The 21,900-nt window shown below is 59.3% G+C and carries 22 protein-coding genes; 8 read left to right on the forward strand and 14 right to left on the reverse strand.

Annotated elements, in window-relative coordinates:
• Positions 1-102: 102 nt before the first annotated feature.
• The 8 genes from hpf to ELE36_RS04260 form a co-directional block, all read right to left on the reverse strand.
• Positions 103-426 (reverse strand): ribosome hibernation-promoting factor, HPF/YfiA family, encoded by a 324-nt coding sequence (hpf, locus tag ELE36_RS04225; protein WP_129831903.1) that lies wholly within the window; start codon positions 424-426, stop codon positions 103-105.
• A 266-nt stretch (positions 427-692) separates the two neighbouring features.
• Positions 693-2,153 carry an RNA polymerase factor sigma-54 gene (locus ELE36_RS04230; RefSeq protein ID WP_129831904.1) on the reverse strand — a complete coding sequence of 487 codons (1,461 nt, stop codon included), beginning with the start codon at positions 2,151-2,153 and terminating at the stop codon, positions 693-695.
• Between the two features lie 111 nt (positions 2,154-2,264).
• Positions 2,265-3,656, reverse strand: coding sequence for a lamin tail domain-containing protein (locus ELE36_RS04235; RefSeq protein ID WP_129831905.1), 1,392 nt, complete (start codon positions 3,654-3,656; stop codon positions 2,265-2,267).
• Between the two features lie 70 nt (positions 3,657-3,726).
• A complete protein-coding gene (lptB, locus tag ELE36_RS04240) occupies positions 3,727-4,446 on the reverse strand; it encodes an LPS export ABC transporter ATP-binding protein (RefSeq protein ID WP_129831906.1) in 720 nt (239 codons plus the stop codon).
• Between the two features lie 5 nt (positions 4,447-4,451).
• Complete coding sequence (lptA, locus tag ELE36_RS04245) at positions 4,452-5,189, reverse strand: lipopolysaccharide transport periplasmic protein LptA (RefSeq protein ID WP_129831907.1); 738 nt, start codon at positions 5,187-5,189, stop codon at positions 4,452-4,454.
• Positions 5,164-5,730, reverse strand: coding sequence for an LPS export ABC transporter periplasmic protein LptC (gene lptC, locus ELE36_RS04250; protein WP_129831908.1), 567 nt, complete (start codon positions 5,728-5,730; stop codon positions 5,164-5,166). Before lptC ends, lptA begins: the two co-directional genes overlap by 26 nt.
• A complete protein-coding gene (gene kdsC / locus ELE36_RS04255; RefSeq protein ID WP_129831909.1) occupies positions 5,730-6,269 on the reverse strand; it encodes a 3-deoxy-manno-octulosonate-8-phosphatase KdsC in 540 nt (179 codons plus the stop codon). The genes lptC and kdsC overlap by 1 nt, the downstream gene beginning before the upstream one ends.
• 158 nt (positions 6,270-6,427) lie before the next feature.
• The gene (locus ELE36_RS04260; protein WP_129831910.1) at positions 6,428-7,453 is read right to left on the reverse strand and encodes a KpsF/GutQ family sugar-phosphate isomerase; all 1,026 of its coding nucleotides are present in this window, start codon (positions 7,451-7,453) and stop codon (positions 6,428-6,430) included.
• A gap of 209 nt (positions 7,454-7,662) precedes the next feature.
• Between ELE36_RS04260 and ELE36_RS04265 the strand changes: the two genes are divergently transcribed.
• Positions 7,663-7,905: a BolA family protein gene (locus ELE36_RS04265; RefSeq protein ID WP_129831911.1), complete on the forward strand. Its 243-nt coding sequence runs from the start codon at positions 7,663-7,665 to the stop codon at positions 7,903-7,905.
• Between the two features lie 7 nt (positions 7,906-7,912).
• Positions 7,913-9,172 carry a UDP-N-acetylglucosamine 1-carboxyvinyltransferase gene (murA, locus tag ELE36_RS04270; protein WP_129831912.1) on the forward strand — a complete coding sequence of 420 codons (1,260 nt, stop codon included), beginning with the start codon at positions 7,913-7,915 and terminating at the stop codon, positions 9,170-9,172.
• A 68-nt stretch (positions 9,173-9,240) separates the two neighbouring features.
• Here murA and ELE36_RS04275 read toward each other — a convergent pair whose 3' ends face one another.
• The 3 genes from ELE36_RS04275 to purM all read right to left on the reverse strand — a co-directional run bounded on the left by ELE36_RS04275 (position 9,241) and on the right by purM (position 11,754).
• On the reverse strand, positions 9,241-9,963 hold the full coding sequence (locus tag ELE36_RS04275) for a DUF3108 domain-containing protein (protein WP_129831913.1): 723 nt from the start codon (positions 9,961-9,963) through the stop codon (positions 9,241-9,243).
• Between the two features lie 77 nt (positions 9,964-10,040).
• On the reverse strand, positions 10,041-10,733 hold the full coding sequence (purN, locus tag ELE36_RS04280) for a phosphoribosylglycinamide formyltransferase (RefSeq protein WP_242512359.1): 693 nt from the start codon (positions 10,731-10,733) through the stop codon (positions 10,041-10,043).
• Positions 10,717-11,754 carry a phosphoribosylformylglycinamidine cyclo-ligase gene (gene purM / locus ELE36_RS04285; RefSeq protein ID WP_129831915.1) on the reverse strand — a complete coding sequence of 346 codons (1,038 nt, stop codon included), beginning with the start codon at positions 11,752-11,754 and terminating at the stop codon, positions 10,717-10,719. Before purM ends, purN begins: the two co-directional genes overlap by 17 nt.
• A gap of 192 nt (positions 11,755-11,946) precedes the next feature.
• On the opposite strand from purM, the gene ELE36_RS04290 reads away from it, so the two are divergent.
• The 4 genes from ELE36_RS04290 (at position 11,947) to hda (ending at position 15,127) form a co-directional block, all read left to right on the forward strand.
• Positions 11,947-12,624 carry a DUF2066 domain-containing protein gene (locus tag ELE36_RS04290; RefSeq protein ID WP_165371470.1) on the forward strand — a complete coding sequence of 226 codons (678 nt, stop codon included), beginning with the start codon at positions 11,947-11,949 and terminating at the stop codon, positions 12,622-12,624.
• 61 nt (positions 12,625-12,685) lie between these two features.
• Entirely contained in the window at positions 12,686-13,252 is a 567-nt protein-coding gene (locus ELE36_RS04295; protein ID WP_207215855.1) for a CDP-alcohol phosphatidyltransferase family protein, read from the forward strand.
• 4 nt (positions 13,253-13,256) lie between these two features.
• On the forward strand, positions 13,257-14,402 hold the full coding sequence (locus tag ELE36_RS04300; RefSeq protein WP_129831918.1) for an AI-2E family transporter: 1,146 nt from the start codon (positions 13,257-13,259) through the stop codon (positions 14,400-14,402).
• Positions 14,399-15,127 carry a DnaA regulatory inactivator Hda gene (gene hda / locus ELE36_RS04305; RefSeq protein WP_129831919.1) on the forward strand — a complete coding sequence of 243 codons (729 nt, stop codon included), beginning with the start codon at positions 14,399-14,401 and terminating at the stop codon, positions 15,125-15,127. Before ELE36_RS04300 ends, hda begins: the two co-directional genes overlap by 4 nt.
• A 106-nt stretch (positions 15,128-15,233) precedes the next feature.
• Here hda and ELE36_RS04310 read toward each other — a convergent pair whose 3' ends face one another.
• From ELE36_RS04310 to ELE36_RS04320, 3 genes are all read right to left on the reverse strand, one after another.
• Positions 15,234-17,999 (reverse strand): Ig-like domain-containing protein, encoded by a 2,766-nt coding sequence (locus ELE36_RS04310; RefSeq protein ID WP_165371471.1) that lies wholly within the window; start codon positions 17,997-17,999, stop codon positions 15,234-15,236.
• A 113-nt stretch (positions 18,000-18,112) separates the two neighbouring features.
• Entirely contained in the window at positions 18,113-18,775 is a 663-nt protein-coding gene (gene murU / locus ELE36_RS04315) for an N-acetylmuramate alpha-1-phosphate uridylyltransferase MurU (RefSeq protein ID WP_129836602.1), read from the reverse strand.
• 14 nt (positions 18,776-18,789) lie between these two features.
• Positions 18,790-19,818: an aminoglycoside phosphotransferase family protein gene (locus ELE36_RS04320; RefSeq protein ID WP_129831920.1), complete on the reverse strand. Its 1,029-nt coding sequence runs from the start codon at positions 19,816-19,818 to the stop codon at positions 18,790-18,792.
• Positions 19,819-19,981: 163 nt separating this feature from the next.
• Here ELE36_RS04320 and ELE36_RS04325 point away from each other — a divergent pair, with 163 nt between their 5' ends.
• On the forward strand, positions 19,982-20,425 hold the full coding sequence (locus tag ELE36_RS04325) for an SUF system Fe-S cluster assembly regulator (protein ID WP_129831921.1): 444 nt from the start codon (positions 19,982-19,984) through the stop codon (positions 20,423-20,425).
• A gap of 12 nt (positions 20,426-20,437) precedes the next feature.
• Positions 20,438-21,880, forward strand: coding sequence for a Fe-S cluster assembly protein SufB (sufB, locus tag ELE36_RS04330; RefSeq protein ID WP_129831922.1), 1,443 nt, complete (start codon positions 20,438-20,440; stop codon positions 21,878-21,880).
• The last annotated feature ends 20 nt before the right edge of the window (positions 21,881-21,900 follow it).

A 21,900-nucleotide genomic window follows, 5' to 3' on the forward strand; every position in this document is an offset into this window, starting at 1 on the left:
TGAGATGCTGCAAACGCTCGGCCCCGTCTTCGCAGAGCAAAGACGGGGCCGGTTGGTTTAGCAAAAATTCTTACTAGCTACTGTGAACTCACCTCACTGATGTCAGGCATAACGCTCAGCGCGCACTTCGGCGGCGTGGTGATCGGTGAGTTTTTCCTTGTGCTTGCGAACCTGGCGATCGAGCTTGTCGGAAAGGGCATCGATGGCGGCGTACATGTCTGGTGCGCTGGCTTCGGCGTGAATCGGGTTGCCGGCGCTTACATTGAGTGTGGCTTCCACCTTGTGCAGAAGTTTTTCGACACTGAGAATTACTTGCGTGTCGTGCAGATGATCGAAGTGGCGAATGATGCGGTCGAACTTGGATTCGACGTATTCGCGCAGGGCCGGAGTAACGTTGACTTGATGCCCGCTGATTTTGATCTGCATGGTTAGTCTCCTGGTTTTGAAGCGGGCCAGGTCAGGCCCGGGTTACGACGCGCCCCACTGTTGGCCGCGTCGATATTCGATACTTACAGGTGTGACCGTAGAGTGACGCGAGTGTTCCGCTAAATTCCCATTATTTACGTTTTTTGTCGTCTGCATAAGAGCCGCGCGCCTGGCATTAAAAACTCCTAACTCCTTGCTGTGCGAGAAGTTTAGTTCTCGCCTCAACCGGGCTGGCGCCTAACTTTTATCGGACGATCCTGTTCTCCTCAACTCAGTCTGCTGCGGTCATTCGACGAAGGTATATGCATGGCTTCGCGGTATTTGGCCACCGTGCGCCGTGCGACATTGATTCCACGCTTGTTCAACTCTGCGGTCAAGGCCTGATCGGATAATGGTTTCGAACTGCTTTCCTCGTCAACCAGTTTGCGGATCATGGCGTGGATTGCGGTAGCCGATGCGGTGCCGCCATCGGCGGTGCCGACGTGGCTGGAAAAGAAATACTTGAACTCGAACGTGCCACGCGGCGTGTGCAGGTATTTGCGCGTGGTCACACGCGAGATGGTCGATTCGTGCATGCCGATTTCCTCGGCGATATCTTTCAGCACGAGCGGGCGCATCGCTTCCGGGCCGTATTCGAGAAAACTGCATTGCGCGCGCACGATCGCGTTGGCCACCTTGAGCACAGTGTCCGCACGAGTTTGCAGGCTCTTGATGAGCCAGCGCGCTTCCTGCAAATGACCGCGCAGATAATTCGCGTCGTCACGTTGCGCGCGCGCGATCAGCGAGGCGTAATGCTGGTTGATGCCGAGCTTGGGCTGCAGATGCGCGCTCAAATTCACGGTCCAGCCGCCCTGCGATTTCATGACGTAAGCATCTGGCGTGGCGTATTCGGTGCTTTGTGTGCTGAAGCGCGAACCCGGCTTCGGATCGAGTGAACGAATCAACGCAATCGCCACGTCAAGCTCATCGGTACTTGCGCGCAACTGTCGGCAGAGTTTTTCGCGATCGTTTTTTGCCAGCGCTTCGAGATGCTGCGATACCAAGCTGTGCGCGAGCGTATGTCCGGCGGTATCGGGATCGAACGCATCCAGTTGCACGCGCAGGCATTCGCTCAAATTGCGGCTGCCGACACTGAGCGGATCGAACTGCTGGATGCGATGCCGCACCGATTCGATCTCGTCCAGATCCACGCGATACAACGCGGCAAGGCTTTCCTGCAGCGCTTCGGCGGATTCGGTTAGATAACCGTCGTCGTTGATCGATTCGATGATGGTCGCGCCAATCGCGCGGTCGCGCGGCGAAAATGGCGTCAGGTTGAGCTGCCACAGCAGATGATCGCGCAGGTCTTCGGTGTCCTCGTCCTGCGATTCCATGCTGTCGCCGTCTTCCGACGTGGCGTTGCCGTAGGTGGTGTGTTCGAGACCGAAATCCGGATCGCTGTCGTACGTGGTGGCGCTGTCGTAATCGCTCGCGTTTTCCTGCACGGGTTCGCTGCGCGTATCCACGGTGGTTGCGGCTGGCGCGTAACTTTCGGCGGGATCGGGTTCGGCCGCGGCTTCCGACTCGGTTACTTCGTCGCCCATTTCGAGCAGCGGATTGCTTTCCAGCGCTTCGCGCAATTCGGTTTCCAGCTCGATGCTGGAAAGCTGCAGCAGACGAATCGCCTGCTGCAATTGCGGCGTCAACGCGAGTTGCTGATTAAGGCGTAGATGCAGCGCGGGCTTCACGGGGTTCTACGCTCGGGTCGATAGTCCTTGGATGTGAAGAATAACGCCCACTACCCCGCGCGAGTCAACGCTTGCTTTTATCCGATCGACGCGGAATTGCGATGTTGTGCGCTACGGCACATTTGCGGCACCCGGTGTGAGCGTGGTGGTGAGCACCCAGTCGCTCGCGGCATTGTTGGTATCGACGCCGTTCGGCACGCGGGCGAGCGATCCGGTGACGAAGTTATCGTCCGCCGCGGTGAGTGGCGTGCCTTCGACGAGATTGTAGGTGCCGGGGAAACCCGTGATCACGGCCGCAGTGATCGAACCTTCGTAAGAGAGCGCATCAAGCAAGCGCATCGATACCGTATCGACCAACGCGATGCCGTCGGGCGAGCCGTTCTGGATCTGCGAATCACTGCCTGGGAATGCCATCGTCAGCGTTCCGGCAGGCACGACAACGGCGCTCGATGATTTCACTACGAGGTACTGGCCGGGCGCGATGCTCGGGCCGGCGTCGATCAGATTCAGCCGCAAATATTCGAGATTGTTATTGCCGTTGATCGGCGCCAGCGCTAGCGTGCTGAGATTTATCGTGAGGCTGCCGCTGTTGTAGAGTTCGATAAACTCGGTCGTGTCGGTGCCGACCGTGTCGTAGTCGACCTCGTTGATTACCAGGCCGGCGTATGGATCGTTGACCGTCATCACCCCGAGTGCGCTGGTCTCGAATGTCAGGCCGGTACCGGAGCCCGCGCCATTCGTATCGCAGTAGCTCCAGCTGCCGCCGCCATCATTGCTGAAGCGGTAGGTATACGCATAAATTCCGGGGAAATACGTCGCCATGAAATTTATCTGGAATTCATCGGTATTGACGTATTGCGTGGTGTAACTGGCATCGCTGAATTGCCAGCCAGTGAGCAATCGCGGATCGCTCGACTGCGGCCCGAAACCGAACTGCGCCACCCATCCGACAGGCGCGCCAAGTGGTGCGGTAACGCCGGATTCAAGCAGGCGCCCGAGCACGGTTGGTGCGGCGGACCCGGCAAAAACGTTGATCGTGGCGGGTGACCAGATCACGCAATAGTCGGCCTCGCTGCCGACATCGGTTTCGTTCAATGCCTGCTCGACCTGGACCGCCGCGCCGAGCGTATTGCCGAGATGTGCCCACAAGGTCACGGGTGTGGCCGCGCCGACCAAGCCATTCACGAGTACCGGCGCGCTGGTCTGTCCGGCGTTGACTGTGACACCGCCGCCGCTGATCGTGATGCGCGCCGGATCGGACGAGGTGATCGTGACGAAGGTCGGTACCAGCGCGGGATCGGATAACGTGACTTTCAGCGGCGAATACGCCGTTGCGACATTGCTGCTGCCGGCGGCAGTGACGCTGAGCGGAGGGCCGAAGGCGACCAGTCCGGTTTCAAAACTGTTGGCGAACAGCGGGTCAAGCGACTGCGCGTTCGCAGTCGCGACAAAGATGAAACTGCACGTGGCGAATCTTGCCGATATTGCCGCGAATCGATGCATGATCGTTCTCCCCTCAGTCCCGCATCGTTTCGCACGCGGGGAGTAGCGTCAAGCAGAATAAAAAACCTTGTTACATGCGAAATTCACGTCCCAGATAAACCTCACGCACCTGATCGTTGGTGAGTATGTCCGCAGGCGAACCCTGCGCGAGCACCGCGCCGTCGTTCATGATGTAGGCCCGATCGCAGATGCCGAGCGTTTCGCGCACGTTGTGATCGGTGATGAGAATGCCGATACCACGCGATTTCAAATGCAGCACGATGCGCTGGATCTCGATCACCGAGATTGGATCGATACCGGCGAACGGTTCGTCGAGCAGCATGAAACGCGGCTTGGCGGCGAGCGCGCGGGCGATTTCCACACGGCGCCGTTCACCACCCGACAGGCTGATGCCGCGCTGGTTGGCGATATGCGTGATCTGCAATTCATCGAGCAGGCCGGCGAGCTCTTCCTTGCGCTGCGCATGGCTCAGGTTTTCGCGCAGCTCGAGAATGGCGAGGATATTTTCCGACACAGTAAGGCGGCGAAACACCGAGGGCTCCTGCGGCAGATAACCCAAGCCCATGCGCGCACGCACATGCATCGGCATCACCGTGATGTCGGTTTGATCCAGGCGGATGTTGCCGGCATCCGCGGCAATCAGTCCGACGACCATGTAGAAACACGTCGTTTTGCCGGCGCCGTTCGGGCCGAGCAGGCCGACCACTTCGCCTTCGCATAACGAGAAATCGAAACCGCGCACAATCTTGCGGCTACTGAAACTTTTTTGCAGGCCGATCGCGCTGAGCATGCTGGTCAGTGTCCGTCGGTCGTGGTGGTGGTTTCGGCCGCGGGTTTTGCGGGCGGCGATAGCGGTGCGGTTTTCGCCTTGTTTTTCTTGGCCGGTGTTGTCGTAGGCGTCGTACCCGGCTGTGTGGCCGCGGGCGTTTTTTCTTCCTTCGGTTGCAGGATGATATGGACGCGACTGGTCGCGCTTTCATCGCCGCTGACCATCTCTCCGGTCAGGGTGTTGTAGATCATGTGCTCGCCGTGGAACGTGCCTTGTTTCTGCTGCACGACGGTGACGTTGCCGGTCATTTCGACGAGATGGGTATCGACCTTGTAGTCCAGCTTTTCCGCGTCTCCGGTCATCAGGCCGCCGTTGTCGTCCTGCATCTGCTCCATGTGCGCGAGCTTGCCGGTCAGGATCAAGTGTTTGACCTTGCTTTTATCGCTGGGCGCCGCGCCTTTTGCCGGAGCAACTTCCTTGTCCATGTAGATTGTGGCGTCGTCGCCATGCAGCTTGATAGTGCCTTGAACCATCAGCACGTTGCCATGCAGATAAATGGTTTTTTTGCTGCTGACTTCCTTGTCGCCTTCGATGCGCGAAGTGCCGGCGGTAACGTCCATCGGCTGATCGTTATCCGATTTCAGCGCGAACGCGACCGGCGCGAGCGATGTCAAAAACAGCGCCAGCAAAACCACGCCAATGCGATATTTCGACAACAGGCCTGAACGCGTTTTACGATTATTTGCTGGGTAACATTGAGCCATGGTAACTCGATAGAAATTCGACAACTTTGAGGTTGAGATCGGACTTCATGCCGACCCCGCTACTGACGGAATCCGGTTGCGTAATGGTGGCGAGGGTCGCGGTCTGCATGCGCTTGTCCTTCGGCCAGGTCATCATGTCGGTGGTGACGATTTGCGCGGCCTGCACCTTGTCGTTCGGCAGCCGATGCATTTCCACGGCGCCGCTGAGCATGAGTTCGGTGCCGTCCTTGTTGGTCCATGCGGCATCCGACGTGCCCTTCCACAGATTGCCGCCGCTATCGACCATCGTGTAGTGCGGCAAATCGACGAAGATCATGCCGTCATCACTACGCCGAGCGAGTCGCGGCGCTTCGAGAATGAACGACAGACGGCCCTGATCGTCGAGCGCATTCATCGTGAAATTCTGCAAGGTGTAATCCGACCGCGGCGCACCGACAAATACCTCGGTTTCTTTTTTCGGGCGCACATACCACACCAGCAGTTGCGTCAGTGCGGCAAAAACCGCCAACCCGATAATCAACAGCCAGCTATTGCGCTCCATCACAGGTAATTCTTGAGCTCGGCCTCGGCCTTGCCTTGGGCACGCAGCAACAGGTCGCAGACTTCGCGCACCGCACCGGCGCCACCGGCACGCTCGGTGCGCCAGTGTGCGTGCTCGCTGACCCACGGATGCGCATTCGCCACCGCGATCGACAAACCCACCTGACGCATCACCGGTAGATCGGGCAGGTCATCGCCGGTGTAGCAGGCTTGCGTGGGATCGAGCTTGAGCGCGTGGCAGAGTTTTTCGAAGCACGCGAGTTTGTGTTCCTGGCCTTGATAGACGTGGGCGACGCCGAGTTCGGCCATGCGTTCGGTGACCAGATGGCTGATGCGCGAGGTGATGATCGCTACCTCAATGCCGTTCGCCAGCAGGCGCTTGAGGCCGAGTCCGTCGTGGACATAAAACGCCTTGAGTTCGCGCCCGTCTTCGGCAAACCACAGGCGTCCGTCGGTCAGCACGCCATCCACATCGAACACCGCGAGGCGCACGCGTGCGGCACGTTCGTGGATATCGGCGGGCAGGTCGTTCACGGACATGGCATCTCGACGGTGAATCGTTACGGTGACATCGCGCCTGATGACATCAGGCGGGATTGCAAGGCGCAAGCGCTGCGCCGGATGATAGCAATACCGCGCCTAACGCAGTGCTGAACGGCTGAAATATCGCCACGCCAGCTACACTTCGCCGACGAATTTCAGACCACGCGGGCGCGCAGCAAATCGTGGATATTCAGTGCGCCGACGACGCGCTGCTCCGCATCCACCACCAGCAATGCGTGGATCTTGTGGTCTTCCATCAATCGCGCAGCTTCGACTGCGAGTTTGTCCGCGGTGATGGTTTTGGGCCGCGCGGTCATGAGCTGGGTTACTGGCGTGGTGCGCAGGTCGATATCGTCATCGTCCACTGCACGGCGCAAATCGCCGTCGGTGAACACGCCGAGCAGGCGCTGCTGGTCGTCGACCACGGCGGTCATGCCGAGGCCCTTGCGCGTCATTTCCATGAGCGTGGCCGACAAAGTCGCATTCGCATCGATGCTCGGGATCTTGTCGCCGGTGTGCATGATGTCGCTGATGTGCAGCAACAAGCGCCGACCCAGCGAACCGGCCGGATGCGAACGCGCAAAATCGTCAGACGTGAAACCACGCGCTTCGAGCAGCGCAATGGCCAAGGCATCGCCCATCACCAAGGCTGCCGTGGTGCTGGCGGTGGGGGCGAGGCCGAGCGGGCAGGCTTCCTCCGGCACGCTGACATCCAGATGCAGGTCGCCCAGTCTGGCAAGCGAAGACTGCGCGTTGCCGGTCATTGCGATCAGCGGAATATTCTGGCGCTTGATCAGCGGCAGGATGGTTAGCAGTTCATCCGTTTCGCCGGAGTAGGACAGCGCCAGCACGACATCCTTCTGCGTGATCATGCCGAGATCGCCATGACTGGCTTCGCCCGGGTGGACGAAAAACGCTGGCGTGCCGGTAGAAGCGAGGGTGGCGGCGATCTTGCGCGCGATATGCCCGGATTTGCCCATGCCGGAGACGATCACGCGGCCCTGACACGCGAACATCAGCTCGCAAGTGGCGAGAAAACTCGCGTCAATGCGCTGTTTCAGCACTTCGATCGCGCGCGCCTCGGTGGCGATCACGGTTAACGCGCTTTGCGTCAGCACCGTGGCATCGAGCTGCGCGGAAGGCAATTTCAGGCTACGAACAGGCAGGATTTGGGCATTCATCAAGACAGGATGCAGTAGTGAGATAGGCTGGTCGGCGACAAACAGGTTTCTGTAACGCTGGATTTTGAGTACCATTCGCGACCCCATTCTACAGTTAAGCGTCCGCTTTCGCGCGCAATCCCGGTTAACGCGCCTTTTGGCCAGACGTTGACCCTGTGCTGAAACCAGCGGCATTTCCTGCCCGCAAGTCGCCAGAATCAAGGCCTATCATGGACACGCAAACCATTCATCATCTGATTCAGCAAGGTCTGCCAGACGCGACTATCGACGTTCACGGCGCAGATGGTGTGCATTTCGAGGCGCAAGTGATCAGCGCCGCCTTCGAAGGCAAGATGCCGCTCGCGCGACACCGCATGGTGTATGCCACGCTCGGCGAACTGATGGGCGGCGCGATTCATGCGCTGGCGCTGAAAACCCTTACACCCGCCGAACTTCAGGCACAGAACAAGTAGAAAAATTATGGCAAAGATTGTGATCAGCGGCGGCGAGCCGCTTAACGGCGACGTCTGGATCTCCGGCGCAAAAAACGCGGTGTTGCCGATTCTGGCGGCGTGTTTGCTAGCCGACGAACCAGTATCGATCGGCAACGTGCCGCATCTGCATGATGTGACCACAACGATGGAGTTGCTCGGTCAGATGGGCGTGCAACTCGAACTCGACGAGCGCATGCGTATCCTGGTTGATCCGCGCCCGGCGAAGAATTATTTTGCGCCGTACGATCTGGTCAAGACCATGCGCGCGTCGATCCTCGTGCTCGGTCCGCTGGTCGCGCGTTTCGGCGAGGCGATCGTCTCGCTGCCCGGCGGTTGTGCGATCGGTTCGCGCCCGGTCGACCTGCATATCAAGGGTTTGCAGGCGCTCGGCGCCGAAGTCACAGTCGAGAACGGCTACATCAAGGCCAAGGCAAAACGCCTGCGCGGCGCGCGCATCAATCTTGATCTGGTCACAGTCACCGGCACTGAGAACATCATGATGGCGGCGACCTTGGCGCAAGGCACCACGGTCATCGAGAACGCGGCGCAGGAGCCCGAAGTCGTCGATCTCGCCAACTGCCTCAACAGCATGGGCGCGAAAATCGAAGGCGCCGGCACCAATACCATCATCATCGAAGGTGTCGAGCGCCTGCACGGCACATCCTATGACGTGCTGCCGGATCGCATCGAAACCGGTACGTTCCTCGTCGCCGGTGCGATCACGGGCGGCAAGGTGCTGGCCAAGCGCGCGCGTCCGAAGACGCTCGACGCGGTGCTGCACAAACTTGAAGAAGCCGGCGCCGATATCACCGTCGGCGAAGACTGGATCCAGCTCGACATGCATGGCCGCAAACCGAAGGCCGTCAACGTCACGACCGCGCCTTACCCGGCGTTCCCGACCGATATGCAGGCACAGTTCACCGCGCTGAATTCGATCGCCGAAGGTGTGGGTGTGATTACCGAAACGGTGTTCGAGAATCGCTTCATGCATGTGCATGAACTCGAGCGGCTCGGCGCAAATATCCGCCTCGAAGGCAATACCGCGATCATCCAGGGCGTTGAAGGCATGACCGGCGCGCCGTTGATGGCGACCGATCTGCGCGCTTCCGCATCGCTGGTGCTGGCGGGTTTGGTGGCGAAGGGTGATACCACGGTCGATCGCATTTACCATATCGATCGTGGTTACGAATTGATCGAAGAAAAGCTCGGTATGCTCGGCGCGAAGATTCGTCGTTTGCCAGCCTGATCGAAATAAAAAAACGCAGGATTTCAACCCTGCGTTTTTGTTTTGCAACAATCGCAAATGCTACGGCGTTATTTGTTGAGCTGTAATAAAACCAGTTTCATCGTGATCGTATCGCCCTTGTCCTGCTGCTCAATCTGCACCGGCAAGAAACCACGTTCGGCAGCATGCCAGCTGGTGTTGTGTTTGTTTGGATTGTCATTGCGCTCGCGTTCGACGCGCATCGCGCTGAGCTTTCCGGCGGGAAGATCCAGCGTTTCGGTAGCCTTGATCGCGTAAACCTTGTCGGCCACCGTATCGCTGTCGAGCACCGGATAGCTCAAGGATTTGCTGCCGCGCTTCAAGTCGGCAGCCACGGCCAGCACCGCGAGATTGCGATCCACGCTGCCGGGTTTCAACGCCACCGTCCATTGCTGACTGCCATCGTGCGACGCCGCGCTGTTTTTGCTCCAGTCGAACACGATGCCGCGCTGCCGGGTTTTGATCGCCGATTTTTGCGTGTACTGATATTGCAGGCTTTCCGGCAGACCGTTGCGCCAGTGGAACGTCGAGACTTCGCGCACATCGATGCCGGCCAGTGCAGCCATGCCTGAGGTGCCCTTGGTCTGGTTGATGAATTCCCAGTTGTCGCCCTGCGCGTGATGCAGGTCGAGCGTGGCCTTGCCCATGATCTTGCCATTGCGCAGCACGTCGTACTCGGCGTGGAACGCCGGCAGCGGCGCGGTTTCGGCAGCGCTGGCGAGACTGCAGACGGACGTCAGTGCGGCGGCGAGAAAAATTGCAAAACGGGTCATGGTCGTGATTCCGAAAAAGTCTGATCGGAGTCTGCCGGATTTTCGCTGAACGCAAGTCGTCCGTGTCGGCGATTGGCTCAGCGCTGTGCAAGCTCGCCATCGCCACCGAGTTGCAGCGGTCCTGGCAAATGCTGGCCGTCGCAGCGCCAGTCATCCGACGCCAAGTGAATGCGATCGTTTGCGATCAGCGCGATACACGCGCACAACAAGTGATGTTCCAGCGGCAGCAATCTTGCGGCCAATGTTTCGGCGTTGTCATCCGATTGAATCTGGATCTGCGCCTGCGCGATCACCGGCCCCGCATCCAGCGTCGGCGTGACGATATGCACGCTGCTGCCGTGCAGCGCATCGCCCGCGTCGAGCGCACGCTGGTGGGTATGCAGCCCCGGATATTTCGGCAGCAATGAGGGATGGATATTGATCATGCGCCCGGCACACGCGCTGACCACGGCCGGATCGAGAACACGCATGAAACCCGCGAGCACGATCAGGCGTGGCGAAAATTCCGCGATGCGTGCGAACAAGTCGCGATCGAAACTCGCGCGATCCGCATAGTCGCGCGGACTCAGCGCGACAGTCGCAATGCCGGCGTCGCGCGCACGCTGCAAGGCTTGGCATTTCGGTTTGTCGGACAGCACACCGCGAATTTCCACGGCCAACGTACCAGCATCGCGCGCATCGATCAGCGCCTGCAGATTCGAGCCACGCCCGGAGGCGAGTACGACAATCGGCAATAAATCGGTGCGACTATTTTCAGCCGATGCGGACACGCTCATCGCCCGCCGTATTCTCGATCACACCAATCTGCCAGGCTTCGAGCTGCAGTGATTTCAATGCCGCGATGGTCGCGCCGACCTGCGCTTGCCCCACGATCAAGGTGTAGCCGATGCCGCAGTTGAAGGTGCGCCACATTTCTTCGTTGGCGACGTTGCCTTCGCGCTGCAGCCAGTCGAATACCGCTGGCTGGCGCCAGCTCTTCGCGTCAAGCACGATGCCGAGGCCTTCAGGCACGACCCGGATGATGTTTTCCTTGAGGCCACCGCCGGTGATATGCGCCATGCCATGCACCGGCTGTGCCTTGAGCAAATCGAGGATCGGTTTGACGTAGATCGTGGTCGGCGCCATCAGCGCATCGGCCAACGTGATTCCGCCGAGATCGAGATCGAACGGACTGCCCGCGCGTTCGACAATGCGGCGGATCAGCGAATAACCGTTCGAATGTGCGCCGCTCGATGCGATGCCGATGATCGCGTCGCCCGCCTGAATCTTGCTGCCATCGATCAGCGCGGATTTTTCCACCGCGCCGACGCAGAATCCGGCCAGATCGTATTCGCCTGGCGGATACATATCGGGCATCTCGGCGGTCTCGCCACCGATCAAGGCGCAACCGGCGAGTTCGCAGCCTTTCGCAATGCCGCCGACCACCGCCACCGTGGTATCGACATCGAGTTTGCCGGTCGCAAAATAATCGAGGAAGAACAGCGATTCCGCACCTTGCACGAGCACGTCGTTGACGCACATGCCGACTAGGTCGATGCCGATCGTGTCGTGACGATTCAGAATCTGCGCGAGTTTGAGTTTGGTGCCGACGCCGTCGGTGCCGGAAACCAGTACCGGTTCCTTGTAGCGCCCGGCCAGTTCGAACAGCGCGCCGAAGCCACCGAGGCCGGACATCACTTCCTTGCGGAAGGTGCGCGCGACCAGCGGTTTGATACGCTCGACCACGGCATTGCCGGCGTCGATATCCACGCCGGCGGCGCGATAGGTGAGGGCTTCCTTCTCTTTGGACATGCGGCGCAATCGGCTGGGATTCGGGGCGCGAATGATAGCAGGGAAGCCGCCGCGAGACCTCTGTCGGCGCGATACATGGTCGGCCCGCACGACTTGCGGCAAGGCAGCTTGCAACGTGTTTGATGGACGCGCAGCAGCGGATTGGGCAGACTGACCGCCCTTTATCCTCTCTGTCGAGATCGGGAACCGATTGTGAATCGTGCCTTTGTCCACGTGTTTGCCGCACTCTTTTTAGTTATCGGCTTGGTGCCGGTTCCATCGCGCGTGTTTGCCGCGGGCGATCCGGCCTACAGCGCCGACGTGCCGGTCAACAGCCAATCGGACGACGATCGTGTCGCCGGATTGCGCATCGCGCTGGGGCAGGTGCTGGCGCGGTTGTCCGGCGATGCCGGCGTGGCGACCCGTGCTGATGTGCTGAAAGCCTCGGCGCAAGCGTCGAATTTCGTGCAGCAATATCAGTACGTGCGCAGCGCTGATAGCGGCGCGAATGCATCGTCGTCGCATCTGCTGTTGAGTGCGCAGTTCGATCCGGCGGCGGTGGACGATCTGCTGCGCAGGTTGCATCTCGGCGGCCACGAAAATGAAACCGGCAATGTAGTACCGGAGCAGGGCGGCAATATGCGCGTATGGATCAGCGGCATGCGTTCGGCGGCGGATTATTCGCGAGCCATGGCTGCGCTGCTCGGCAGCGACAATGTGCTCGCGGCGACGCCTGAACGCGCGCACGACGATGGCATGCTGGTCGCACTCAAACTGCGCAGCGGTATGCAGCGCTTGCTCGAAAATCTCGCGGCGGCGCAGACGCTGAGTCCGCTGTCGGACGCGAAAGCGATCGATGGCGTGGATCTGCAGTTACTGTTCCGTCCGTAGTGCCACAAGGAAGCCGCACCCCACTTCAGGCTGAATTTCCGATGTCGAGTTTTATCGCGCAATGATGCGCCACCTGCCGAATCTGCTGACCGTGCTGCGCATGCTGCTGGTGCTGCCGCTCGCGTGGCTGATTCGCGAACGGCATTACGACAGTGCGCTGATTGTCGCCGCAATCGCCGGTTTCAGCGATGCGCTGGATGGTTTCCTGGCGAAGCGTTACGGCTGGCAAAGCTGGCTCGGCGGCTTGCTCGATCCGATTGCCGACAAGCTGCTGCTGATCGTGTCGTTCGTGGCACTCGGCCTGACCGGCGCGCATCCGCTGTGGCTGACGTGGCTGGTGATCGGTCGCGATCTGGTAATCGTTGCCGGAGCGCTGCTGTATCACACCTTGATCGGGCGGCTCAGCGCCGAGCCGACCACGCTGAGCAAAATCACCACCGTGCTGCAAATCGGTTACGTGCTGCTGCAACTCGTGCATCTGAGTAGCTGGGTCGATGTACCGGTGATGCTGCTCACGGCCGCGATCTGGCTGGTCGCGATCGCTACGCTGGCGAGCGGCCTGGATTATGTGCTCAAGTGGTCGCGCCGTGCCGCACGCGTACGCCGCGCCACCTCACGCGAGAAATAACACGATGACAACGCACTGGAATACCCGCTGGCAGATGGCGGCGCTCGGTATCGCTATCGTCACGGTGCTGTACCTGCTCGGCCCGGCGCTGACGCCGTTCGTGATCGCCGCGATCTTCGCTTATCTGTTCAACCCGTTCGTGCATCTGTTGCAACGCTGGCGCGTGCCGCGCAGTCTCGCGGTGAGCATCGTGTTTGCGTTGATGGTGCTATTGCTGGTGGCTATCCTGCTCGTGCTCGTGCCGTTCATGCAGAAGCAGATCGTTAGCTTCTACACGCAGTTGCCGCTATGGATCAACTGGGTGCACAAGAACGCCGCACCGTGGCTGCAGGAGCATTTCGACGTGAGCCTGGATTGGCCCGATAGTCAGCAACTGGTCGACATGCTCAAGGAACATTTGAGTCAGGCCGGCGGCATCGCCGCGGTGGTGATCGCCAAGGTTTCCAAATCCGGTTTTGCGCTGCTCGGCTGGATCGCAGATCTCGTGATTATTCCGGTCGTGGCGTTTTATCTGATGCGTGACTGGGATGAACTGCTCGCACAGATTCGAGAGCTGATTCCGCGCTCGATCGAGCCGGTAGTGACCCAGCTCGCACGTGATTCCGATGATGTCCTCAGCGCGTTCATGCGCGGCCAGCTCAGCGTGATGATTGCACTCGGTGTGATCTATGCGCTGGGCCTGAAACTGGTTGGCATCGACGTCGGTCCGTTGATCGGGGTGATCGCGGGTCTGATCAGTTTTGTGCCCTATCTCGGCAGCATCGTCGGCGTAGTCATGGGCGTGATCGCCGCACTCGTGCAATACGGTGACTGGCAACATGTAATTTTGGTCGCCGGCGTTTTCGCAGTCGGCAACCTGCTTGAAAGCTATGTGCTGGTGCCGCGCTTGATCGGTCACAAGATTGGGCTGCATCCGGTTGCGGTGATTTTTGCAATTCTGGCAGGTGGGCAACTATTCGGTTTTGTCGGCGTGTTGCTGGCGCTGCCGGTGGCATCGGTGGTGATGGTGCTGCTGCGTTATTTGCACCAGCGTTATCACGCCAGTGAGCTTTATCGTGTTGAAACTCCGGGCGCGGAGGAAATCGGAATCGTCGTGGTCGAATCGATGGCGCATTCCGTCTCGGCCGAGCAGTCCGCAGGCAACGGATGAACGTGCAAAATTCTTCGGTATCGGCGCAGCTGCCACTGAATCTGCGCTGGCCCGGACAACAGCGTTTCGAGTATTTTGTCGCGGGTGAAAATGCGGCCGCGCTGGATCTTTTGCGCCAAAGCGCGCAGGCGGAAAACTCGTCGTGGGTATTTCTTTCGGGCAGCGCCAGCACCGGCAAAACCCATTTGCTGATCGCCGCCTGCGCCGCTGCCGAAGTGGCTGGACACCGCGCCCAATATCTCGCGCTGGCGCGCCTGCCGACACCCGATGCGAATGCCATTCGTGCACTCGGTGGCAGCGATCTCTTGTGCATCGACGATATCCAGTCAATTGCCGGTCAGCGCGAGGCGGAGCATGCGCTGTTCGACCTCTACAACCGCTGTCGTGCTGAACAGGCCACGTTGATATTCGCGGCCAATGCCGGGCCGGCGCAAATCGGTCTGCAATTGCCGGATCTGGTTTCGCGCTTGTCGAGCTGCACCCAGGCGTTGCTGAAACCGTTGTCGGATGACGATCGCCGCGAAGTCCTGCGCCAGCGTGCCGCCACGCGTGGGCTGACGCTGGAAGATACCGTGCTGGATTATTTGTTCGTGCATCAGGCGCGCGATCTCGGCAGCCTGACCACATTGCTTGATCGGCTTGATCGTGAATCGCTCGCGGCGCAACGTCGCATCACCTTGCCGTTTCTGCGCAAGCTGCTGGAGCGTGATCCGGCGCAAGAGTGAGCGCGAAGGTTCACTCTTGGCGGATGCAAAAATACTGATCTGCGATTTGTAGGTGCTGATCAATGATGGCGGCACATCCGTGTGCCGCAGGATATTTCTTTTTCGCTTACTGGGTTTTCAGGCTGACATCGTCGAGCACGAACGAGGTTTGATCCTGCGCATCTTCAACGCCCTTGAAATAAATCTTCACGCTCTGGCCCTTGTACGCACTGACATCGAAACTCTTCTGTGCGTAGCCCGTGTTGGCGTTGAGGTTCGAATACGTCGCCAAGGTCGCCAGCACCGCGCCCGTGGTCGATTGCAGCTGCACCGTGAGCGTGTCGTAGACCTTGGTGGTCGAGGTTTCCGCGGTGTCGATATGCAACCAGAAGCTCAAGGTCGCGCTGCTCGCGGTTGACGGAATCGCCACGGTTTGCACGACCGTATCGGTGGTCGCGGTGCCGTAACCGTCGAGCCACGCCTTGTAGCTTCCCGCATGCGCGGCTTCGCCCGAATCGGTGCTGATCACGCCGGTTGTCGCCGTCCAACTCGTGGCGCCGGATTCGAATCCACCGTTCAAGACGCGCTCGACCGGCGTGCTGGTCGCATTGCTGATCGTGAAGCTGACCGTGCTGCTGCTGCCGACGTTGTTCGCCGCATCGTAGGCTTTCGCGACTAGGGTATGGCTCGCGTTGCTCAGCGTGGTTGAATCGAGCGTAGTCGAATACGGCGATGTCGTATCGGTGACCTTGAGCGTGCCATCGATATAAAACTCGACCTTGCTCACGCCAACGTTGTCGCTCGCTGTGGCCGACAGCGTGATCGTGCCGCTCGTGCCAGACTCGCTCGCGCTGACCGTCGGTGGCGTGGTGTCGCCGCTCGTGGCGTTGTTGATCGAGAACGTCACCGTGCTGCTGGTGCCGATATTGTTCGCGGCGTCGTAGGCTTTCGCGACCAGACTGTGGCTGCCGTTGGCGAGCGTGGTCGAATCCAGCGTGCTCGAATACGGCGAGCTGGTATCGGTGGCCTTCAGTGCGCCGTCGACATACAGCTCGACCTTGCTCACGCCGACCGCATCACTCGCTGTGGCCGACAAGGTGATCGTGCCACTGCTGCCGGATTCCGAGGCGCTTACCGTGGGTGGCGTGGTATCACCGCCACCCGTGCCTTGCGTCACCCATACCGGTGCCGACCACAACGAATTGCCATCACTCTGCGTCACCTTGGCGTAGTAGAAATGCGCGCCGGTGGTCGGTGTGGTGGTGATCGTCGCGGTCGAGCCGAGCAGTGCCACTGTGCCGTTGCTGCCCGGTACGCCGGTGTAGATCTGCACCTGCGATGCAGTCTTGCCCGACGTGCTGGCGTAGTTCGCGGTCAAGGTGAGCGCACCGGCGTTGTTAAAACGATCGCCCATGATGTGGCCGCCGCTCGTGGTCAGGATCAGCTGCGCGGTCTTGTCCATCGTCGCAAATACATGGCGTGCGTTGACCGCATCGATGAAGCTTTGCAGGGTCAGTGTGGTGCCGGTTGGAATCAGGATGCCGGTGCGGTTGGTGTAACTCGCGCCCCAATTCGCGCAGTGGTTGTCCTGGTCCGTGCTGAAGGCGACGTGGTAACCCGCTTCCAGCGCCTTGTTGCAAGCGCCTTCATAGGTGCTGCGACTGGTTTCGGTTTCGGTGGTGTTGTGCGAGAACGCCGAGGAGTTGAGCACTTCGCACAACGCCATCACCTGATCGCCATCGGCGGTGTAGCCCAGCGCCGTGCTGCCGACGACGAACTGGCCGCTGCTGGCCGGATGGTTGAACTGGCCGACCCAGCCGTTGGTTTTCATGAGCGTGTACAGGCCGGCGTAATCGCCTTTAGCGGTCAGGATGTCGCCGATCAATTGGCCGGAACTATTGGTTTCCCACTCCAGCAACTTCGGCGAATTGAATATATTCATGTGGCCGCCGTTGTTGATCACGCCCCATTCCATGCCGTAGATCGCGAGGAAACCCGGGTGCGCCGCATTAAAGCTGCTCGCCGCGGTCAGGCCGGACTGATACAGGTTTTTCGCCGTGGTCGGATTGGCCGATGCATTGGTGCCGGTCGAGCCATCGAACAGATGGTTGTGCTCGGATGTCATGAGGATATCCAGGCCCTTGTTCAACGCGTAAGGATACGCATCGGCGGGGCCGTATTTGCCGGCCTGCGGATTCTGCGCATCGGTGCAGGTGCTGAGATCGCCACCGCCATCGCTATGATTGGTCTGGCTGTGCAGGTTGCCGAAATACACGGTGTAGGGCAGGCCATCGGTGGCGGGCGCGGATTGTTGCAAGGTCGGTTGCGCCGGAGCTTTGTGCGAAGCGCTAGTTGGCAGCGCCGCGAATTCCGGCATCACCGGTTTGGTCATGTTGCCGACCTGGATATCGAACGTCTGTTCGGCGACTTCATCCGGATTGATCTGCAGCGCTTGTTCGACACGCTGATTCAACGGCGCGTAAGCGAAGCTGCGTTCGGTCAGCGGATTCAGCGCATACGCGCGCATGTGCACGTGATAAAAACCGTAGGCCAGCGACCCGTTTTGCGGATCGCGTTCGGACCATGGCACGCGCTGCGACCCTTCGCCATTCACGATGCGCGATTCGCCGCGCAAGGTACGCACGGTGAAACCATCGTCATCGCTTATATCGACGCGCCACGCCACCACGGTGCCATCGTCGGCACCCGGAAAACGGAACTGCAGATCGAACACGCGCGAATGATCGGCCGACGCGGTGTACGGCGCGTACAGGCTGGCCTCGAATTCGTAATGATCCTGATAGTCCGTGGCGAACGCGGCGCCGGAGGAAACGGCGAGACCGAGCGCAATGGCGAGCGGCGAGAAATAACGGTGGATCGAATTAAACTGCATGAATACCCTCCCGAGCATAAATAGAAGTGAAGTCGATTATTTGACCGTATTTTTGTGGCACGACAATGACGACGGGCAATGCCGCCGTATAGGTGCGCTGAATTAAAAATCCCTCAGGACAGAATCGTCTCGAGTTCGGCAAGGCGCGTGGGGCTCCCCACATCCGTCCATTCGCCGCAATAATGTTCGCCGCTGATGTCCCCCCGGACCATCGCGCGGCGCAATATCGGTGCGAGCGGGAATCTACCTGCTGTTTGCGCGCTAAGCAATTCCGGACGATAAACACCGATGCCGGCAAACGTTTGTTTTAATGAAATGCCGTCGTGCAGCAATCCGTCTGCCAGAGAAAAATCGCCGGATGGATTATGCGACGGATTATCCACCATGATCAGATGTGCGAGTTTAGTCGGATTTTGCGGCAACGCAGAAAAATTAAAGTCGGTTAATATGTCGCCATTGACTGCGATAAATGGCGCATTACCGAGCAGTGGCAAGGCATGCAACATGCCGCCACCGGTTTCCAGCGGCGTAGCGCCCTCGTAGCTGAAATGCAGACGCAAGCCCCAGCGACTGCCATCGCCGAGTGCCGGCGCAAATTGTTCGGCCAGATACGAGGTATTGATCACGACGTCGCGCACGCCTGCGGCAGCGAGTTTTTCGAGGTGATATTCGATCAGTCGTTTGCCGCGTACATACAGCAACGGCTTGGGCGTGTGATCGGTCAGCGGACGCATGCGCTCGCCGCGTCCGGCAGCGAAAATCAGCGCATGCGTGATGGGTTTTTTCGGACTCATGTCGATGCCATGCTCGCATCGTTGCGCGGCTCGGTGATGTCGCGCACACCGATCGCGCGTTCGAGCAAAACCGCGAGTTCGCCGAGTTCTGGATAACGTTGCGCCACCGAAATCACGTAACGCAACACCAGCGGCAAATCCTTGAGGTAGCCCGGCTTGCCATCGCGATACCAGAGCCGGCAAAAAATGCCGAGCACCTTGATATGGCGCTGCAAACCGATCAGGTCGAACCAGCGCCGAAACTGTGCGCTGTCGGAATGTGTGATTCCCGCATGCGCCAGGCGCTGCCGGTAATCCTCTACCCAGACATCGATGCGCGCTTGCGGCCACGCGATATAACAGTCGCGCAAAAGTGAAGCCAAGTCATAAGTGATCGGGCCGCGCATCGCGCCCTGGAAATCGATGATGCCGGGATTGTTGGCGTTGGTAATCATCAGGTTGCGACTGTGGAAATCACGATGCATGAAAGCATGTGGCTGTGCCTGCGCTGAATTGATCAAGGTGCGAAACGCGAGTTCGATGATGTCCCATTCATCGCAGTTCAAGGCATGGCCGAGATGGCGTTGCAGGAACCACTGCGGCATCAACTCCAGCTCCATCGTCAGCCACGCTTCGTTGAAAGGCGGCAACTGTTCGCTGGAAATTTTCGTCTGCATCGACAGCAACGCAGCCAGCGCATCGGCATAAAGTTGATCGACGGTTTTCTCATTGAGCTCGTCGAGGTATGGACGCGCGCCGAGGTCGCTGATCAGCAGAAATCCGCGCTCCAGATCCTGCGCGAAAACTTCTGGCGTATTCAAACCGGCGGAGCGCAGGCGTGTCGCGACATCGAGCCAGATCGGCGTGTTGAGTTTTTCGGTGGCAGGCGGCGCATCCATGACGATGCGTGTCGGCGACCCGGCCACACTCAGGCGCAGATAACGACGAAAACTCGCATCGACGGACGCGCGTTCGAGTTGGTAATCGCTGCGCCCCAGGGTGGCCGTAAGCCATTCGCGCATCGCGTTTTCGCGGTCTGTCGACATACTGTGATTCGCGGCAAAGATTCTGCGCGCAGTCTATCAGTGTGACATGTTGTGGCCAGCTTTTCGACACGGAACATGTTGCGGAGAATGCAGAACTGCATGCGCTGCGTTGCGCATCGCGGCGCAAAATAGTACCATTTTGGTACATTATCGAGTAGCCAGCATGTTACGCGTCAGCAAACTCACCGATTACGCCACCGTGGTCATGGCCAGTCTGGCCGAAGATCCTACCGCCGTGCACAGCGCTTTCGCGCTGGCCGAGCGTGCGCGTCTGGAGTTGCCGACGGTAAGCAAGCTACTCAAGCAATTGTCGCAAGCCGGCCTTGTGGATTCGTTTCGCGGCGTCAACGGCGGTTATCGTCTGGCGCGCGCGGCCGAGCAAATCAGTCTGGCAGAAATCCTCGTCGCGATCGAAGGCCCGTTTGGCATGACCGAATGCAGTGCGCACAGCGGCAGTTGCACACGCGAGTCGCATTGCGGCGTGCGTGGCAACTGGCGCCGCATCAGCGATGTGATTGAAGCAGCGCTGAAAAACGTCAGCCTCGCCGATATGCTTCAGCCGTCTAAACGGCCAAAATCGCCAGCGCTGCATGTAGCGCTGGCCTGAGTGAACGAGACAATGGCAACCGAACTTACCGAAGTCGAAGCACTGGTCAGCAATCGTCGCTACGAGCACGGTTTTGTCAGCGACATCGCCACCGACATCGTGCCGCCGGGTCTCAGCGAAGACACCGTGCGCCTGATCTCGGCGAAAAAGAACGAGCCCGAATGGCTCACCGAGTGGCGCCTAAAAGCCTATCGCCACTGGCTCACGATGACACCGCCGGAATGGGCCAAGCTCGAAATCGCGCCGATCGATTTTCAGTCGATCAGCTATTTTGCTGCGCCGAAGGAAGGCCCAAAATCGCTGGCCGATGTCGATCCGAAACTGCTCGAAGTCTACGACAAGCTGGGCGTGCCACTGCATGAACGCGCGCGTCTCGCCGGTGTAGCGGTCGATGCGGTGTTTGATTCGGTATCCGTCGGCACGACGTTCCGCAAGGAGCTCGCCGAAGCCGGCGTGATTTTCAGTTCGTTCTCCGAAGCGGTGAAAGAACATCCCGAACTTATCAAGCAATATCTCGGCAGTGTGGTGCCGCATACCGACAATTATTTCGCCGCGTTGAATTCCGCAGTGTTCTCGGATGGCAGCTTCGTATTCATCCCGAAGGGCGTGCGTTGCCCGATGGAACTCAGCACGTATTTCCGCATCAACGCGCTGAATACCGGCCAATTCGAGCGCACGCTGATTATTGCCGAGGAAGGCAGTCAGGTTTCGTATCTTGAAGGTTGCACCGCGCCGATGCGCGATGAAAATCAATTGCACGCGGCGGTGGTCGAATTGGTGGCGCTGGACAATGCCAATATCAAATATTCGACGGTGCAAAATTGGTATCCGGGCGACGAGAACGGCGTTGGCGGCATTTTCAATTTCGTCACCAAACGCGGCGCATGTCGTGGTTATCGCAGCAAGATTTCGTGGACCCAGGTTGAAACCGGCTCGGCGATCACGTGGAAATATCCGAGCTGCGTATTGTTCGGCGAGGAATCGGTCGGCGAGTTTTATTCGGTTGCGCTCACGCACCATCGCCAGCAGGCCGATACCGGCACCAAGATGATCCACATCGGCAAGAATTCCAAAAGCAAGATCATCTCGAAAGGCATCTCCGCCGGGCACGGCCAGAACACCTATCGCGGCCTTGTGCGCGTGCAGCCGACCGCCAGCGGTGCGCGCAACTACACGCAGTGCGACAGTCTGCTGATCGGCAAACATTGCGGCGCACATACCTTCCCGTATATCGAAGTAAAAAATCCGACTGCGATCGTCGAACACGAAGCGACCGCATCGAAAATTTCCGACGACCAATTGTTCTACTGTCGTTCGCGCGGCATCAGCGCAGAAGACGCGGTATCGCTGATCGTCGACGGCTTCTGCAAGGCGGTGTTCAAGGAGCTGCCGATGGAGTTTGCGGTGGAAGCGAAAAAGTTGCTGGAAGTGAGTCTGGAAGGCGCGGTGGGCTGATCGACGTTGTGGAATGGAGC

The organism is Pseudolysobacter antarcticus, from assembly GCF_004168365.1.
Taxonomy (GTDB): Bacteria; Pseudomonadota; Gammaproteobacteria; order Xanthomonadales; family Rhodanobacteraceae; genus Pseudolysobacter; species Pseudolysobacter antarcticus.

What these genes read in the sequence shown, in the direction of transcription:
- ELE36_RS04320 (WP_129831920.1), bottom strand. Translation starts at nt 19,818, where the DNA reads ATGTCGACAGACCGCGAAAACGCGATGCGCGAATGGCTTACGGCCACC.
- sufB (WP_129831922.1), top strand. Translation starts at nt 20,438, where the DNA reads ATGGCAACCGAACTTACCGAAGTCGAAGCACTGGTCAGCAATCGTCGC.
- ELE36_RS04235 (WP_129831905.1), bottom strand. Translation starts at nt 3,656, where the DNA reads ATGCATCGATTCGCGGCAATATCGGCAAGATTCGCCACGTGCAGTTTC.
- ELE36_RS04310 (WP_165371471.1), bottom strand. Translation starts at nt 17,999, where the DNA reads ATGCAGTTTAATTCGATCCACCGTTATTTCTCGCCGCTCGCCATTGCG.
- ELE36_RS04325 (WP_129831921.1), top strand. Translation starts at nt 19,982, where the DNA reads ATGTTACGCGTCAGCAAACTCACCGATTACGCCACCGTGGTCATGGCC.
- ELE36_RS04300 (WP_129831918.1), top strand. Translation starts at nt 13,257, where the DNA reads ATGACAACGCACTGGAATACCCGCTGGCAGATGGCGGCGCTCGGTATC.
- ELE36_RS04260 (WP_129831910.1), bottom strand. Translation starts at nt 7,453, where the DNA reads ATGAATGCCCAAATCCTGCCTGTTCGTAGCCTGAAATTGCCTTCCGCG.
- kdsC (WP_129831909.1), bottom strand. Translation starts at nt 6,269, where the DNA reads ATGTCCGTGAACGACCTGCCCGCCGATATCCACGAACGTGCCGCACGC.
- hpf (WP_129831903.1), bottom strand. Translation starts at nt 426, where the DNA reads ATGCAGATCAAAATCAGCGGGCATCAAGTCAACGTTACTCCGGCCCTG.
- ELE36_RS04265 (WP_129831911.1), top strand. Translation starts at nt 7,663, where the DNA reads ATGGACACGCAAACCATTCATCATCTGATTCAGCAAGGTCTGCCAGAC.
- ELE36_RS04295 (WP_207215855.1), top strand. Translation starts at nt 12,686, where the DNA reads ATGATGCGCCACCTGCCGAATCTGCTGACCGTGCTGCGCATGCTGCTG.
- lptB (WP_129831906.1), bottom strand. Translation starts at nt 4,446, where the DNA reads ATGCTCAGCGCGATCGGCCTGCAAAAAAGTTTCAGTAGCCGCAAGATT.
- murA (WP_129831912.1), top strand. Translation starts at nt 7,913, where the DNA reads ATGGCAAAGATTGTGATCAGCGGCGGCGAGCCGCTTAACGGCGACGTC.
- purM (WP_129831915.1), bottom strand. Translation starts at nt 11,754, where the DNA reads ATGTCCAAAGAGAAGGAAGCCCTCACCTATCGCGCCGCCGGCGTGGAT.
- ELE36_RS04275 (WP_129831913.1), bottom strand. Translation starts at nt 9,963, where the DNA reads ATGACCCGTTTTGCAATTTTTCTCGCCGCCGCACTGACGTCCGTCTGC.
- hda (WP_129831919.1), top strand. Translation starts at nt 14,399, where the DNA reads ATGAACGTGCAAAATTCTTCGGTATCGGCGCAGCTGCCACTGAATCTG.
- lptC (WP_129831908.1), bottom strand. Translation starts at nt 5,730, where the DNA reads ATGGAGCGCAATAGCTGGCTGTTGATTATCGGGTTGGCGGTTTTTGCC.
- lptA (WP_129831907.1), bottom strand. Translation starts at nt 5,189, where the DNA reads ATGGCTCAATGTTACCCAGCAAATAATCGTAAAACGCGTTCAGGCCTG.